Genomic DNA, 15,574 nt, shown 5'->3' on the forward strand with positions numbered 1-15,574 from the left:
ATCCCTCTCTACGCCTTTTCCATTAACTTCAGGTCCCGGCTCCTGCGCTCGAGTTCGGCGTAGGCATCGTGCGCCTTCTGGGCCACCGCCATGATCGAAGTCCAGTTGAGGGGCAATTCTTCCGAAAGGTCGTGCAGATCCATTTTGGCCTGCAGTGCTTTTGACGACAACTTCTTCAATTCTGCTATCAGCATCTCGCGATCGCTCATGCGCGGCCCTCAATAGTTCGCAACTTCGGGGAATTTCCTGATCATCTTGATTCCATCCCGGACATACTTGTTACCTTCACTGGCAAGCTTTGCGAGATTTTCGAATCCGAAGCGATGCACATCCCGAAGCTGCTTGTTCACCGCGATCAATCGCCCCGCGATCAGCACCATGCGACCAAAGCCCTCATGGTGCATCTTCAGCATCGGCTGGATCATCACGTCGGTCGCCTTCTCGATCGAAAGGGCGACGGCGTTGAAGAACAGCTCGAGCCGCCAGACCGTATCCGGATCGGGATCGCCGATGACCGGCAGTGCGCGTCGCTTCTCCTTGTCCAGGATATATGGCTCGAGGAGCTCGAGATCGCTCCTGCCGGCCCAGGCCCCGCTCATGTCCTCAGCCCTCCAAATCCTGACCAGCTCTTTGACGAACGGTGCGTCGAACCCGCCAGCGGATTGCATTACATCTGCAGCCTCGGTCATGTGATCCTCATCCGTCTAAATCGAATGTACGCTTATTGCCCTTGGCCAAGGCTTTTCGCAGCCATGGCGGGGGCGTGCCCTGCAGCACGCGCTCGAGCTTTTCGAGCAGCACCTCGATACTCTCTGGCTTGTTGACCCTGATGGGATGGATGTTTCTGGCCACCACTCGCGCAGCGCCGGAGCCGCCGATGGCACCGACATAGAGGATGGCGCAATCCTTGATCGCTTCGATCTTGGGCGCCAGCTTGTCCTCGTCGCCGTCTTCCTTAAGTTCGCCGTCGAACTGAACCGCTTTCAGAAATACGTGCCCGCCTGGCCCGACATCGTAGACGGCGATATTCTTCGCCCAGCCAAAATGTGCATCGACACGTCTGAGATCTTGGGTAGCGAATGCAACTTTCATGCAATCGACCTCTCTGTTGAGTCGATAGGACTTCGTCGGCCGGGTCCTAACGGCAGCGCCGAGCCCCGCCAGCTATCGGGCGTCGGGGCATGATTTTCCTCGTGGTCGGCGATCACCAAATTGGCGATATCGAAGATTAGTTCGCGCGTGCCCCGATAGCCGACGGATAGCTGGTGTCCTGCCCCGAGCCGGTCGAACCTCGGAAAACCCGCCCGATGGAATGGAATCTTAAGGCGCGTCGCGGCTTGCCGACCATGCGAATGCGTGATCAGCAGATCGCAATTCCTGGTCCTGGCAAGCTCTTCCAGGTCCTCCAGATCGCCGATCTGCACCTCTTCGGTCTTGATCTGCTCCAGCACCGTCGACTGCGTGGTCGTCACGGCCGCCGTTACACGGGCGCCCATCTCGTGCAGCATGCTGGATAGGTCAAGCAACAGGTCAGGTTCCGCGCCGATCGCAAGTCTGCGGCCGCCGATCTGGAAATGCGCGTCCAGCATCGCATCGACGAGCTGCCCGCGCTGGCGCCGATACCTTGCTGGAACAGGGCGGCCACTGATCTCGCTCAAAAAAGCCATGAAGTCATCATTGGGAACCAGGCCGCACAGCCGCTCAAACAGCCGAAAAGGCACCCCGGTCTTCTCTTGCATGGCCTCTGCCGCCCGCCGCATTTGCGCACCGATCGCAATTGTCCAGCCGGCTCGGCCCATGCGCGCGACTTCATCGATCCCAATGCCGCCGGTCGTCGTCGGCGTGAAGCGATCGGGAATATGCCCATCCAGCGAACCCGCCAGGTTGGGCAGGAACGATGGCTGCAGGCCGAAATCCTCAAAGATGATCCTCAGTTCGTCGAGATCACCTGGCGTGAGGTGACATCCGGGAAGCACATTTACCCGCACAGGATTGCGCTCGGCCCCGCTCGCCGGCGCCTCGACCAGCACCTCGACCATACGCACGACCGCTTTCCCCCAGCCGTCCTGAAATGCATCCTTGAAATCGGGCGTCGAGACATAGACCAGAGGAAGCTTGTCGAGCTGCGGATGCTTCTCCCGGATCAGCTTGATGTAGGCGTCGACATCGTCGCCGTTGGTTTCGGTCACGCCGGTCGAACAGATCCCGATGATCTCCGGCTCGGCGCGCTTGTGGATATTGAGTATCGCCTGCTCGACATTTTCATAGCCGCCGAGCACCGTCGTCACCTCGCTCATCGCTGTTGTCTGCAGCGGAACCGGCTCCTTGAAATGCCGCACAAACAGTGTGAGCCCAAAGGACGTGCATCCCTGTGGGCCGTGCAGAAGCGGCATCGCTCCGCGAAGCCCCATGAAGGCGAATGCTGCGCCGATCGGCTGGCTCATCTTGAGTGGGTTGACCGCACAGGCCTTCTTTGACGCGGTGACAAGGACCATGACGCCACCCTATCCCGTGGCCTGCAGCGTGGCCGGCCACCAAGAGATCGGCCTGCCCGCCAGGATGTCCTCGATCCGCCGTCTGCAACAGCCACCGACCGCGGGGGTATGCTGTGTGACCGCTTCGACGCTGGTCAGGTTATGCGAGCGAATCGCATCTTCGATCGTGCCGAGGTCGACCGTATTGCAGAAGCAAATCCTTCTCGCGCGCGGGGTCTTCTGCGGCAGTGCCCGGTCGGCGACAATCTCAATCGGCTGCACGTCGAGCTGCGCCATCACTCGGGTCTGCCTATCGTCGGCCACACGGTCCCACGGCGCCGGTCGACGCAATTGCTCCCACATCGGGTTGAACAGCGCTTTGTCGATCTCCTCGACCAGCTTGACGATGCCGACATAGCCCATATAGGCATGGCAGCGCTCCTGGTTGATATCGAGCCATGGCATCGCCGCTTTCAGCGCGACGAACTGCGATTTGCCGCCCGAGAGCATGATGTCCGCTTTCGCGTCCTTCAGCATCTTGTACATTTCGCGCGGAGTCATGTCCTCGATCATATGGGCGTCCTGCCCCATCAAATGCTTGATTCGCTCCTTGTCCTCTTTTGTGGATTTCTTCACGCTGGTTCCGACCAGTTCGAGCCCGGCTTCCTGCAGCGCGGCAACGATCGACCAGGACTTGACGCCGCCGGTCATCAGCAAGACCTTTTTGCCTTTGAAGCGTGGCCTGTACGGTTCGATTGCGGCCCTGGCCCGCGCTTCCTCGCGCACGATCACCGCCTCGGTGCGTCCGATCAGATCTTCCGGCGCGCCGCGCTTGACCAGGAGCTGCGCAATCTCGCGCAGTGCGTCGCTGGAGTCCTGGATGCCATAGAACGAGCCCTCGAAGAACGGGATGCCGTAACGCTCCTCCATCTTGCGCGCGACATTGATCATCGCCCTTGAGCACACCATCATCGCAGCGCGCGCCCGATGCGATGAGGCGACTTCGTGGTATTTGCCATCACCCGCGATACAGCACAGGATGCGGATTCCGAGTTCGTCAAACAGCGGCTTGACCTGCCAAAGCTCGCCGGACAGATTGTATTCCCCGATCAGGTTGATGTCGTAAGGTGTGGTGTAGTCTGGCTCTTGCGTTCCGATGACATGCTCGAGCAAGGCCTCGCCGGCCAGCTTGTTGCCGAGATTCTTGGAACCGACGAAACCCGGCGAATTGACGGGGATAACCGGCTTGCCGAATTTCTGCGAGGCAGCCTTACAGACCGCGTTGATGTCGTCGCCTATCATGGCGGGAACGCAGGTCTGATAGACGAAAATGGCCGGCGGGTCGCACTTGTCGATAATCTGCTTGATCGCCTTGTAGAGCCGCTTCTCGCCTCCAAACACAATATCGGTCTCGGCCAGATCGGTCGTGAATCCAGTGCGCCACAAGTTCGGTCCCGATGATGCCGAGCCGCGATTGTCCCACGAATTGCCTTCACACGCGATCGGACCATGCACCAGATGGGCAACGTCGGTAAAAGGTTGCAATGCGACCTTGGCGCCATCGAAGGCGCAGCCGCCGGCGGCGCTGCCGGGCTGCAGCTGCTTGGTGCAGCCCTTGTTCCGCTCGGCTAGCGACTTGTTGGCATTCTTGGCGCAGCCCGGCTCGTTGAAGACGTCTTGGACCGTGGCTGGTAGCGAACTCATCCGGCTTTTCCTCTCACGCTATCTGGAAGGCTTGCCCATGCCGCGCTTCTGCCACCGCCGATATTGTCCGGCGATGGCGCGCGCGTTGATCCTCATCAACGAATGATGTCGAAGCTAAAATCGGTCTTGCCTAGGATATTCGTCTTCTTGTCGATCTCATCGAAGATCTTGTCGAGAATCTTCACCAGCACGTTCATGCCGCCCTGATAGCCCCACACCGGCGAGCGGTGATGGTGATGGCGGTCAAAGATCGGGAAGCCGATCCGGATCAACGGAACGCCGGTGTCGCGTTCCAGATACTTGCCATAGGTATTTCCGATCAAAAAATCGACCGGTTCGGTGAATAGCAGCGAGCGCATGTGCCAGAGGTCTCGACCCGGATAGGCGTGGCAGTTTCTCCCGTAAGGCGAGCTCGCAAATAGCGCCTGCATTTTCTCGACCCAGGCCTTGTTGCCGTTGGTGGACAGCACATGCGTTGGTTCGGCGCCGAGTTCGAGCAGGAAAGTAGCTAACCCGTGGCAGAGGTCCGGATCGCCATAGATCGCGAACTTTTTGCCATGGATATGCGCGCTGGAATCAGCCATCGCATCGACGAGGCGACCGCGCTCTCGAGCGAGCTCCTCCGGAATCTCGTTGCCGCTGATGCGCGACAACGCCATGAGGAATTCATCGGTTGCGGATACGCCCACCGGATAGTTGAAAGCCAGGACCTCCTGGCCATGGTCGGCAATGAACGGCAGCGTCTTTTCCGTGCACCACTGCTGCATGGAGATCGTTGCCTTGGCGTGAAGGGCATTCGCGGCGTCTTCGAGCGAAGTACCGCCGTCATACATCCGGAACTCGCCGTCTGTTGGTGTATCGAAAACGTCGGAATTGTCGGCGAGGATGGTGTACTCGATACCGATCAGTTCGAAAATGCGCTTGATCTCGCGAAGGTTGCCGACAGTGTAGCCGTCGAAGCCCCCAATGAGGTTGATCTTGCGGTTCGGCTTGCGCTCAAGCTTGTCTGCTGTTCCGGCCTTGCCGTCCCAAAAGTGCTCCAGGATTCCCTTGAGTGCATTGTCATAGCCGGTGACATGACTGCCGACGAACGCCGGGGTGTGCGCGAACGGAACGTCGAAATCCGCTGGTACCGAGCCTTTTTCCTTCGACGTTTTGATGAAGGCGTTGAGGTCGTCACCGATCACCTCCGCCATGCAGGTGGTGGAGACCGCAATCATCTTGGGCTTGTACATATTATAGCTGTTGGCGAGCCCATCGATCATATTGTTCAGGCCGCCGAATACCGCAGCATCTTCCGTCATTGACGAGGACACGCAGGAGCTCGGCTCCTTGAAGTGCCGCGACAGATGGCTGCGGTAATAGGCCACGCAGCCTTGAGAGCCATGTACGAAAGGAAGCGTACCCTGGAAACCGACGGAGGCGAACACCGCGCCGAGCGGCTGACACGCCTTGGCCGGGTTTATCGTCAGAGCCTCCCGCCCGAAGTTCTTTTCGCGATATTCAGATGTCTTCGTCCACTCCTTGATGCGTTCGACCTCGGCAGGATCGCGCGGATTCTCAAACGTCTTCTTGTTGTCCAGCATCTGCTGGTATTCCGGCCCGCGAAACAGGTCGAAGTGATCGAGCACATGGTCTGCACTCTGCGCCATGGTAATGCCTTTCAGGTATCGTGATTAACGTCGTCCCGTCTCTTGACAGAGAGCAGGGTTGTTTCGCGTCATTCTGCGGCCAAGAGCTTCGGCCTTGGCACATCCTTCCAGGGCGCCTTCAATTTCTTCCAGATGGGCGAATTGACCGCCATGTCCATGTCGCGCGCGAAGATCGCAAACCCGTCATAGCCGTGATATGGGCCCGAATAGTCCCAGGAGTGCATCTGCCGAAACGGCACACCCATCTTCTGGAACACGTATTTTTCCTTGATCCCCGAGCCGACCAGGTCGGGCTGGATCTTCTCGACGAAGCGCTCGAACTCGTAGCCGTTGACGTCGTCGTAGATCAGCGTGCTGTCTTTCACATAGTGCTGGGCGGTGCGCTGGTAGTCATCGTTGTGTCCGAACTCATATCCGGTGCCGACGACTTCCATGCCGAGGTCTTCGTATGCGCCGATCACGTGACGCGGACGCAATCCGCCGACGAACAGCATCACCGTCTTGCCCTCCAGGCGCGGGCGATATTTTGCGATCACGGCGTTCACAAGCGGCTGGTACTTTTCGATCACCCGCTCGGCGCCCTCCTTGATCTTGTCGTCGAAGTAGCCCGCGATCTTGCGCAGTGATTCTGCGATCTTTGCAGGCCCGAAGAAGTTATATTCGCACCAGGGAATACCGAACTTCTCTTCCATGTGGCGCGAGATATAGTTCATCGAGCGGTAGCAATGCAGAATGTTCAGCTTTGCCTTCGGGGTTGCCTCGAGCTCGGCCAGCGAGCCGTCGCCGGACCACTGGGCAATCACGCGCAGGCCGATTTCCTCGAGCAGAATTCGAGACGACCAGGCGTCGCCGCCAATATTGTAATCGCCGATGATAGCGACATCGTAGGGGCTCGGCTCGAACCTCGGCTCGCCCTGTGGGCCCCCCTTGTCGAAGATCCAATCGCGCACCGCGTCATTTGCAATATGATGGCCTAGGGACTGCGATACGCCACGGAAACCTTCGCAGCGGACCGGCACGATGGTCTTGCCGCCGAATTCCTTGGACTTCGCTCTGGAGACCGCCTCGATGTCATCGCCGATCAGGCCGATCGGGCACTCCGACTGGACGGTGATGCCGTTGTTGAGCGGGAACAGCTCCTGGATCTCATCCATGACTTTGACGAGCTTTTTATCGCCGCCGAACACGATATCCTTTTCCTGGAAGTCGGAGGTGAACTGCAACGTCACGAAGCTATCGATGCCCGTCGTACCCACGTAATAGTTACGGCGCGAACCCCACGAATATTGGCCGCAGCCAACCGGGCCGTGGCTGATATGAACCATGTCCTTGATCGGCCCCCAGACCACGCCCTTGGAACCCGCGTAGGCGCAGCCGCGAATTGTCATCACGCCGGGTATGGATTTGATATTGGACTTGACCCCGCAGTCCGACCGGCCGGCCTCGTGAATGTTAAGGTGCTTGGCGCGTCGTTTGGCGGTCTTCTCCGGGTAGACCTTCAGCACCTCCTCGATCAGCTCTTTGTTGCGCGCCCTGATCTGTGCGGTGCTATAGGTCGTGGCGAGACTCATGCTGATGTCCTTTTAAGATGTTGCAACGGCGGCTCTTAGCCACCACTTTTGCAACGTGCATGCCAGCTGAGCGTGAACGCAAAACTCATCCTATTTCCAAGCGCTTAGCGTGCACCATGCGCAGCGAGGAACGGTTGTTGCGAACCCGACATCGCATGGTCCAGATCAGCTGTCCGTTCGGCCGTGTTCGAAACAAAACAAGGCGAGCTCGGCCGTGATATGGGCCACGAAAAGTGCCGATGACTAGCCGGATGTAGTCCGGCATGAGTTGAGCGGAGCCACGGCGAGGCGAGCAAACCGCACGGCAGCTCAGCCCATTCAGCTTGCCAGGACCGGGGCGCCCAAAAGCCCGTAAGTGCTCGGCTTCGCCGATAGCGGAGCTGCGCACATCCTGCGTGGTCATACCGCCGTCGTTCGCAATCTTGTCGGGCCGCGCGGCGGCCAGATCGCAGCAAGTCGGCCGCTCAGGAGAACAGGCGCTCCGCCTTGATCAGCGCGCGTGCCAACAGATCGACCTCTTCATATGTGTTATAAAGAGCAAAGGAAGCGCGGCACGTCGCAGGCAAGCCAAAGCGCGCGAGCAACGGCATCGCGCAATGGGTCCCGGCGCGCACCGCGACCCCGGAGCGGTCAATGACGGTCGCGATATCGTGCGGATGCGCGACCTTCATGTCAAAGGACATGATCGCGCCCTTCTCTGCCGCCGTTCCGATGAGGCGCAGGGAATCGATGCTCTGCAGCTTTTCCTGCGCGTAAGCCAGCAGTGCGCTCTCGTGCTTGCGGATCCGTGCCTTGCCGATCGAATTAATGAAGGCTATAGCCGAGCCCAAACCGATCGCCTGGACGATCGGCGGCGTGCCTGCCTCGAACCGGTGCGGTGGATCACCATAGATCACGCCCTCGCGAGAAACTTGGCGGATCATCTCACCGCCCCCGTTGAACGGTGGCATCGCCGCCAGATTGGCATATTTGCCGTAAAGCACGCCTATGCCGGTTGGCCCATACAATTTGTGGCCCGTCATGACGTAGAAATCGCAATCAATGTCGCGGACATCGACATCCAGATGGACGCACCCTTGTGAGCCGTCGACCAGCACCGGAATGCGGCGGGCATGCGCGAGACGGACCACATCCTTTACCGGAACCAGCGTGCCGAGCGCGTTCGACATCTGGGTGATCGCGACGATTCTGGTGCGCGAGTTAAGGAGCTTTTCGAACTCCTCGATCAGGAAGTTGCCCTCGTCGTCGATCGGCGCCCACTTGATCACGGCACCATGGCGCTCCTTCAGGAAGTGCCACGGTACGATGTTCGAGTGGTGCTCCATGATCGAGAGAACGATCTCGTCACCCGGCATGATGCGCTCGCGGCCAAACGTTTGAGCAACCAGATTAATCGCCTCGGTAGCGCTGCGAGTAAAGATGATTTCTTCGGTTCGATGTGCGTTCACAAACTGCGCTACCTTGGCCCGCGCGCCCTCATAGGCCTCGGTCGCGGCGTTGGCGAGGTAATGCATCCCGCGATGCACATTTGCATATTCGCTGCAGTATGCCTGCATCAGACGGTCGAGTACGGCCCTCGGCTTTTGCGCGGACGCGGCATTGTCGAGATAAACCAGCGGCTGGCCATGGACCGTCGTGGAAAGCGCGGGAAACTCCTTGCGCAGACGATCGACGTCGTAGGCATCATTGCTAACCGCAGGATGCGTGTTCATCGCCGCGCCTTGAGCCAGCGGTCGGTTTGCGCGGTCGCAAAATCGCGCAAATTATCGTTGGCGATCCCCTCAATCGCCTCACCAAGGAACGCCCGAATCAGCAGCGCTTGCGCATCGTTCTCGGACAGACCGCGAGCGCCCAAATAAAACAGGAGACTCTCATCCAACCCGCCTGATGTCGCTCCGTGGCTGCAATTCACGTCGTCGGCGAAGATTTCGAGCTCTGGCTTATTGTCGGCCTCGGCCTGGTCTGACAGCAGCAGCACCCGCATCGTCATTTTGGCGTCGGTCTTCTGCGCGTCGGGACGAGCGATGATTCGCCCCTGGAACACCGAGCGGCCGGCCCCATCAGCGACCGCACGAAAATTCTGACGACTAACGCAATGCGGCGCGGCGTGATCGACCACGAGTGTCGTGTCGGCGTGCTGCTTCTCCATGAGCAAGTTGACGCCGTTCACGGACAACTCGGCCTCCTTGCCCGCCAGCGTGATGAAATCCTGACAGCGGCTGACGGCGCCGCCGCGGGCCATGTCGAACAGATTGAGTTTGGCCCTGGAACCAACTGCGATGATCTGCGAGGAGATATTCGCTGCGTCGGGCGCATCTGCCCTCACGCGAAGATGCGAGAGGCCGGCCTGATTGCCAACCAGCACGATTTTGACATTGTTGGCCTGATAGCCGCATGCGCTTTCGGCCGCGACAAAGCTTTCCAGTACGGTTCCCTGCGCGCGATCATCGAGGTGCAGATATGAGCGTGTAAAGTGAGATGCGGCGGAGGCGGTTGCGACGTGAATGACATGAAGCGGACGCCTCAGCGCCGTGCCTTCCGTGATCGTCACCACGACGCCATCAGTTGCCATCGCAGTATTGAGCGAGATCATCGCATCAGCGGTCGTCGACAGCACCAAGCCGGCCATTGCGTCGCTCGCCGAACTATCCAGAATCTCGCGCAGTGTCCGTACGACGACGCCTTTTCCGAGCTTGGCGACATCAGACAGACTGGGTACGAACACACCATCAACCAGCACCAGCTTGATTGCGCCTTTGAATGCCGCTTGCTCGACCGCAGCCTGCGCCCTCCTTAGCGAGGACGCATCTGGCGTGTCAGCGAGCAGCAGCACATCGCGCATCAATACGCGCAGATCTGTGTACTTCCATTCTTCGACGCGCCGGTGTGGCAGGCCGACCCGCTCGTAAGCCTCAAATGCTCGCGCGCGAATGTCGACGATACGACCCACGCCGGGCAAGCGCCCGCGCGCAGCCGCGAAGACATTGCTCGCCCGCTCCGCATTGGCTTTATCCTCCGGCATAGCCTTAGCCAGAACCAGATCCATCCGAAAATCCCCTGCGCGTCAGGCCGCGTCGTCGAATTGGGCGTAGCCAGAGGCCTCGAGCTCCAGCGCGAGCTGCTTGTCGCCACTCTTTACGACCCGCCCTTTCGACATCACGTTCACAACGTCGGGCACGACATAATTCAAAAGCCGCTGATAATGCGTGATCATAATCATCGATCGGTCATGCGAGCGCATTGCGTTGATGCCCTCGGCCACGATCCGCAGCGCATCGATATCGAGACCAGAATCTATCTCGTCCAGAATGCACAGACTGGGTTCGAACAGCGCCATCTGCAAAATCTCGTTGCGCTTCTTCTCGCCGCCGGAAAAGCCGACATTGACGCCCCGCTTCAGCATGCTCTGCGGAATGTTGAGTTGCTTGGCGACCGTGCGAGCCTTCTTCAGGAAATGCGGCGTCGAATATCCGCTTTGGCCACGCGCCTTGCGCTGCGCGTTGAGCGCGGTACGCAGGAAGTTCATGGTGGTCACGCCTGGAATCTCTACCGGGTATTGGAAGGCAAGAAAGATACCCTTGGCGGCGCGCTGGTCCGGCGCCAGCGCGAGCAGATCTTCGCCCTTGAACAGGATCTGACCTGCGGTGACCTGATAGCCGGGCTTGCCTGTGATGACGTGGCCGAGCGTTGATTTTCCCGAGCCGTTTGGTCCCATGATGGCATGCACCTCGCCCGCATTGACCGTAAGGTCGAGCCCGTGGAGGATCTCGCGCCCCTCGACACAAACGTGCAAATTTCTGACTTCGAGTAACACCATTCAAGCTATCCCTCACGTGTATCATCGGACCGGCGAGCCACTTTGGTGGGCTCGCTAAAGCTGTAATTATCCGACCGATCCCTCGAGCGAGATCGAGATCAGCTTCTGCGCCTCGACTGCGAACTCCATCGGCAGTTTCTGCAGCACCTCTTTGATGAAGCCATTCACGACGAGGCTGACAGCTTCCTCCTGCGACATTCCCCGCTGGATGCAGTAGAACAGCACGTCCTCGGAAATCTTCGACGTCGTCGCCTCATGCTCGAACGTCGCCGAGGAATTCTTGGCTTCGACATAGGGCACGGTAAGCGCGCCGCATTTGTCCCCGATCAGAAGCGAGTCGCAGGTGGTGTGGTTGCGCGCACCAGCGGCGTTCCGATTTGCGCTGACAAGACCGCGATAAGTGTTCCGCGATTTTCCGGCGGCGATGCCTTTGGAGATGACCCAGCTCGACGTGTTCTTGCCGAGATGGAACATCTTGGTGCCAGAATCGACCTGCTGGAAACCGTTTGAGATCGCAATCGAGTAGAACTCGCCGCGCGAATAATCGCCGCGCAAGATGCAGCTCGGATATTTCCAGGTGATCGCCGAACCGGTCTCGACCTGAGTCCAGGAGATCTTGGAATTCCTGCCGCGGCAGTCGCCACGCTTGGTGACGAAATTGTAGATGCCGCCCTTGCCTTCCGAGTTGCCGGGGTACCAGTTCTGCACCGTCGAATATTTGATCTCGGCATCGTCGAGCGCCACGAGCTCGACCACGGCGGCGTGCAGCTGGTTCTCGTCGCGCTGCGGTGCGGTGCAGCCCTCGAGATAGGAGACGTGGGAGCCCTTGTCGGCGATGATCAGTGTACGCTCGAACTGGCCGGTGTTGCGCTCGTTGATACGGAAATAGGTCGACAGCTCCATCGGGCAGCGCACGCCCGGCGGCACGTAGACGAATGAGCCATCGGAGAACACCGCTGAGTTCAGCCTCGCGAAAAAATTGTCGGAAATCGGCACCACCGTTCCAAGATACTTCTGCACCAGCTCGGGATGCTCGCGGATCGCCTCCGAGATCGGCATGAAGATCACGCCGGCCTTCTTCAGTTCCGCCTTGAAGGTGGTCGCAACCGAGACCGAATCGAACACGGCATCGACCGCAACCTTGCGGTTCGCCGTCTGCTCGCCGCCGGGCTGCGGCTCGACGCCCTCGAGAATCGCGACCTCGCGAAGCGGGATGCCGAGCTTCTCGTAGGTCTTGAGGATCTCCGGATCGATCTCGTCGATCGAGGCGAGCTGTTTCTTCGGCTTCGGCGCCGCGTAATAGTAGATGTCTTGGTAGTCGATCTTCGGATAGTGGACGCGGGCCCAGGTCGGTTCAGTCATCGTCAGCCAGCAGCGATACGCCTGAAGGCGCCATTCCAGCATCCAGGCCGGCTCGCTCTTCTTTGCGGAGATGAAGCGGACGGTGTCCTCCGACAGCCCCTTCGGGGCCTTGTCGGACTCGATCAGCGTCTCAAAACCATATCGATACTGATCGACGCCGATGCGAGCGACGCGCTCAGCCGTCTCTTGTGCCGCTACCATTGCCCGCTCCGCTCGCCCTGGGACGATTCCGACAATTTCCAGCGCCAGCTGCGGCGTGCTCTCCTAGCCGCAAACGCGATCGCGTAAGTCGCCAGTTCGGGGCTCAAGACCGGCCGAACGAAGCAACCGATCACATAGTTCGCTAACACCAATAGCGTCTCGACTTTGATGCGCGCCGAGGACCCACTCATCGACCACTCCTCTAGGCCGGCACACAGGTGTCGGGCACCGGGCAGACAGCCGCGCATTGTGGCGCGTCGAAATGCCCATCGCATTGGGTACACTTCGCCGGATTGATCACATAGATGTCGTTCTTGAGACTAATTGCGGCGTTGGGGCATTCGAACTCACAAGCGCCACAGACGGTGCACTGGGACGCGATTATCTTGTAAGCCATGCGGTTCCTTGGACAGGAGATGCGGGACGGCTTCATCCCTTCAAGCCTCATGCCAAACGCCGAGCCTTGATTTGTCTCGGCTATTTTCCGCCGAATGTTGCAGCTTGGACAGCTTGTCGCAAACCCTACAGTACGCAATCCCAAGGCTTGATTTCGATGCTGTCCTTGTTCAACTCGTAGGCGGTCGACCCGCCGTCGTGAGCTGGCGACCCAAGAGGCCGTGTGTTGGCAGTGCGATCACTATCCTCGTCTGCTTCATCACCAGATTGCGGATATCCTCGGTGTCACTCCTCAGCTCGTCTCGAAGTTCACCAAGCTGCGGGCGAAGCAGAAACAGATCCACATCGCTCGCAAGGGCAAGACCAATTCCACCGAAAGACCAGTATGACCGACAAGAGCACGCCAGAGCGGACTCCGCGTAGCGTATCCTCACCGCGTCCGGGGATGGGCCGCATGCAAATCGGCTGACGGTGGGCATCATGGCAATGGTCGCCGATGAAGAGCGACGGGCGATCTCAGACCGCACCATGGCGGCCCTCGCGGCTGCCAAGAGGCGGGGCGTGGCCCTCGGTGGTGATAGAGGTGCCCAGCTGTCGCGTGCCGCACGCAAGGCCGGACGGGAGGCGCAAATGGCCCGCGCTAACGACCGGGCTGCCGACCTTGCGCCCATTATCCGAGACCTTCAGTCCAGCGGAATAACCTCGCTCAGCAGCATCGCGAAAGCGCTCACAGAGCGCCGCGTCCCCACCCCTCGTGGTTCGACAGATTGGTCTGCCGTGTAGCGCGAACGGTGGCCCGACTATAGCGGCCTGCAGAGGGGTTCGGCGACCGCAAACGCCCGCCTTGCTAGGCGTCACCCCGTCGTTTGCGCATATTCAATTTTATGCGCCCTTATCAGTGTTTTTGGCGAGCCCCACGACAGCATCAGGCCGGGTGCCGCCGCAGCGCGACGCCTCCCACGTCAAGCAGAACGTCGCTTAGCACCGCGGACTGAAGTTCGGGCCATCACCACCACGATCTCACTATTCATTGTCGGCACCAACGCAGACGCAGAGTTTTGTCGCGTCGCATCTCGTCCGAAACGATTTATGAGCCGCGGCGTCCGTTTGTGCGACAACGGTCTTTCTTCCTTCGAAAGAAGCGTGAAGCCCCTGCGCGAAAAGCAATCGGCTGTGAACTCGTCCAACTTCAGTCGGTAACCGCCGGTTGACCTCCGTGCGACTACGAAGATGGCTTTTCCAGTGGGACTTAAATGGTCAACCAGGCCGTCGCAAACCGCATCGTAGTCGCAAAGAAATTTGGAAACCGACGCAGCATGCGGGCTGTGATCCGACCCGGACCAATACGATTTTAAGCTAAACCAGGGTTCTCGATCGATCGTCGTCCCGCCTAGACAGCTGCTATCAATCGAGCCGCCGGTAGAGCGCAGGTGGTCGAAGCCTTTCAAGTGACTGACAATAGAAAGGCAAAGAGACGACGCCGCGCCGTACTGCACGGTGGAACGAGAGTCACCGTAGGGAGGGGACGTCAGAACAACGTCAAAGGGTCCGTATTTCGCAACAGGACTCTTTTCGCATCGCGCCAGGCCCCTCGAGTCGCCGAGCTTTACAACTGTTCGACCACCAAACCGCGAACCTTGTTTTGAGAGTTCATTTAGACAGTAGGTTAGGCGCTTCTCTAAACGGTCCCAAGGACAGGGCCTGAACTTTCGCCGCGACGCAGCGTCCAGCCTATGCAACTTCCAACCTTGCTCTCGTGCAAACGACACGTCGCGAACCGTCGCGCTGAGGGCCGCTGCAACCAGCAGAGATTCGTTCTTAGAAAGATCTAAGCTATTTAGCCACAGGACGATCCGGCTCAGTTCCTCGATTACTGGCTTAGAGAACCACTGAACTTTCCTTTCAGTTGGCCCTACGAGGCTCCCGGGTTTAGGAGAGCGCAACTTTGCAGGGGCCATCTCAGCGATGATGGCACGAACCCCTTGGGGATCAGCCTTGGCGAACTTCGCTTGGGTTAGCAGCCAGGCCAGTGGATTGGTATCGATACCCACCCGCAAAGACGCTTCCGTCGCCGCGGCAAGGAGCCGCCCCGAACCGCAGAACGGATCAAGCACGCTCGCGTCGGGTGGAACAAACTTGTTCACAAGCGACATCGCCAGCTCATCCGGCACCATCGCTGGATACGGATGTATTCGGCTTAGTCGCGTCCCCAAGCCTACCAGGGAATCTCCTGGATCAGACGATCTACGCACTCTTGCACCGTACAAGTCGAGGTATCCAAGCTCAAATCGGGCTCCAGCGCCTGCTCGGAGTACATTCGCTCGCGAAACACGGCATCGGCTTGATCCCAGCCTTTGAGTTCCTCAATAGAGACAACATGTCCGGCTCGACTGCAAG

General features: G+C 59.2%; 14 protein-coding genes. 1 reads left to right on the plus strand and 13 read right to left on the minus strand.

Annotated features, from left to right (window positions below; translation table 11 throughout):
• Positions 1 to 8: 8 nt before the first annotated feature.
• The 12 genes from PMN64_RS01485 to PMN64_RS01540 form a co-directional block, all read right to left on the minus strand.
• A complete protein-coding gene (locus PMN64_RS01485) occupies positions 9 to 209 on the minus strand; it encodes a CCE_0567 family metalloprotein (RefSeq protein ID WP_411779370.1) in 201 nt (66 codons plus the stop codon).
• Positions 210 to 218: 9 nt separating this feature from the next.
• Positions 219 to 689 (minus strand): NifX-associated nitrogen fixation protein, encoded by a 471-nt coding sequence (locus PMN64_RS01490; RefSeq protein ID WP_411779371.1) that lies wholly within the window; start codon positions 687 to 689, stop codon positions 219 to 221.
• Between the two features lie 7 nt (positions 690 to 696).
• Positions 697 to 1,092 (minus strand): nitrogen fixation protein NifX, encoded by a 396-nt coding sequence (gene nifX / locus PMN64_RS01495; RefSeq protein ID WP_411779372.1) that lies wholly within the window; start codon positions 1,090 to 1,092, stop codon positions 697 to 699.
• Positions 1,089 to 2,495 (minus strand): nitrogenase iron-molybdenum cofactor biosynthesis protein NifN, encoded by a 1,407-nt coding sequence (gene nifN, locus PMN64_RS01500; RefSeq protein ID WP_411779373.1) that lies wholly within the window; start codon positions 2,493 to 2,495, stop codon positions 1,089 to 1,091. The genes nifX and nifN overlap by 4 nt, the downstream gene beginning before the upstream one ends.
• A 9-nt stretch (positions 2,496 to 2,504) precedes the next feature.
• A complete protein-coding gene (nifE, locus tag PMN64_RS01505; RefSeq protein WP_411779374.1) occupies positions 2,505 to 4,178 on the minus strand; it encodes a nitrogenase iron-molybdenum cofactor biosynthesis protein NifE in 1,674 nt (557 codons plus the stop codon).
• Positions 4,179 to 4,273: 95 nt separating this feature from the next.
• A complete protein-coding gene (nifK, locus tag PMN64_RS01510; protein WP_411779375.1) occupies positions 4,274 to 5,830 on the minus strand; it encodes a nitrogenase molybdenum-iron protein subunit beta in 1,557 nt (518 codons plus the stop codon).
• A gap of 68 nt (positions 5,831 to 5,898) precedes the next feature.
• Positions 5,899 to 7,401: a nitrogenase molybdenum-iron protein alpha chain gene (gene nifD / locus PMN64_RS01515; protein ID WP_411779376.1), complete on the minus strand. Its 1,503-nt coding sequence runs from the start codon at positions 7,399 to 7,401 to the stop codon at positions 5,899 to 5,901.
• Positions 7,402 to 7,865: 464 nt separating this feature from the next.
• Entirely contained in the window at positions 7,866 to 9,113 is a 1,248-nt protein-coding gene (locus PMN64_RS01520; protein WP_411779377.1) for a cysteine desulfurase, read from the minus strand.
• On the minus strand, positions 9,110 to 10,447 hold the full coding sequence (sufD, locus tag PMN64_RS01525) for a Fe-S cluster assembly protein SufD (RefSeq protein ID WP_411779378.1): 1,338 nt from the start codon (positions 10,445 to 10,447) through the stop codon (positions 9,110 to 9,112). Before sufD ends, PMN64_RS01520 begins: the two co-directional genes overlap by 4 nt.
• 18 nt (positions 10,448 to 10,465) lie before the next feature.
• Positions 10,466 to 11,218, minus strand: coding sequence for a Fe-S cluster assembly ATPase SufC (gene sufC, locus PMN64_RS01530; RefSeq protein ID WP_411779379.1), 753 nt, complete (start codon positions 11,216 to 11,218; stop codon positions 10,466 to 10,468).
• A gap of 66 nt (positions 11,219 to 11,284) precedes the next feature.
• Positions 11,285 to 12,781 carry a Fe-S cluster assembly protein SufB gene (sufB, locus tag PMN64_RS01535; RefSeq protein ID WP_411779380.1) on the minus strand — a complete coding sequence of 499 codons (1,497 nt, stop codon included), beginning with the start codon at positions 12,779 to 12,781 and terminating at the stop codon, positions 11,285 to 11,287.
• A 202-nt stretch (positions 12,782 to 12,983) separates the two neighbouring features.
• Positions 12,984 to 13,178, minus strand: coding sequence for a 4Fe-4S dicluster domain-containing protein (locus PMN64_RS01540; protein WP_411779381.1), 195 nt, complete (start codon positions 13,176 to 13,178; stop codon positions 12,984 to 12,986).
• A 485-nt stretch (positions 13,179 to 13,663) separates the two neighbouring features.
• On the opposite strand from PMN64_RS01540, the gene PMN64_RS01545 reads away from it, so the two are divergent.
• Positions 13,664 to 13,960: a hypothetical protein gene (locus PMN64_RS01545; protein WP_411779479.1), complete on the plus strand. Its 297-nt coding sequence runs from the start codon at positions 13,664 to 13,666 to the stop codon at positions 13,958 to 13,960.
• Positions 13,961 to 14,139: 179 nt separating this feature from the next.
• Here PMN64_RS01545 and PMN64_RS01550 read toward each other — a convergent pair whose 3' ends face one another.
• A complete protein-coding gene (locus PMN64_RS01550; protein WP_411779481.1) occupies positions 14,140 to 15,429 on the minus strand; it encodes a DNA methyltransferase in 1,290 nt (429 codons plus the stop codon).
• Positions 15,430 to 15,574: the final 145 nt, after the last annotated feature.

The sequence above is a fragment of the Bradyrhizobium sp. UFLA01-814 genome (assembly GCF_046718885.1).
Taxonomy (GTDB): Bacteria; Pseudomonadota; Alphaproteobacteria; order Rhizobiales; family Xanthobacteraceae; genus Bradyrhizobium; species Bradyrhizobium elkanii.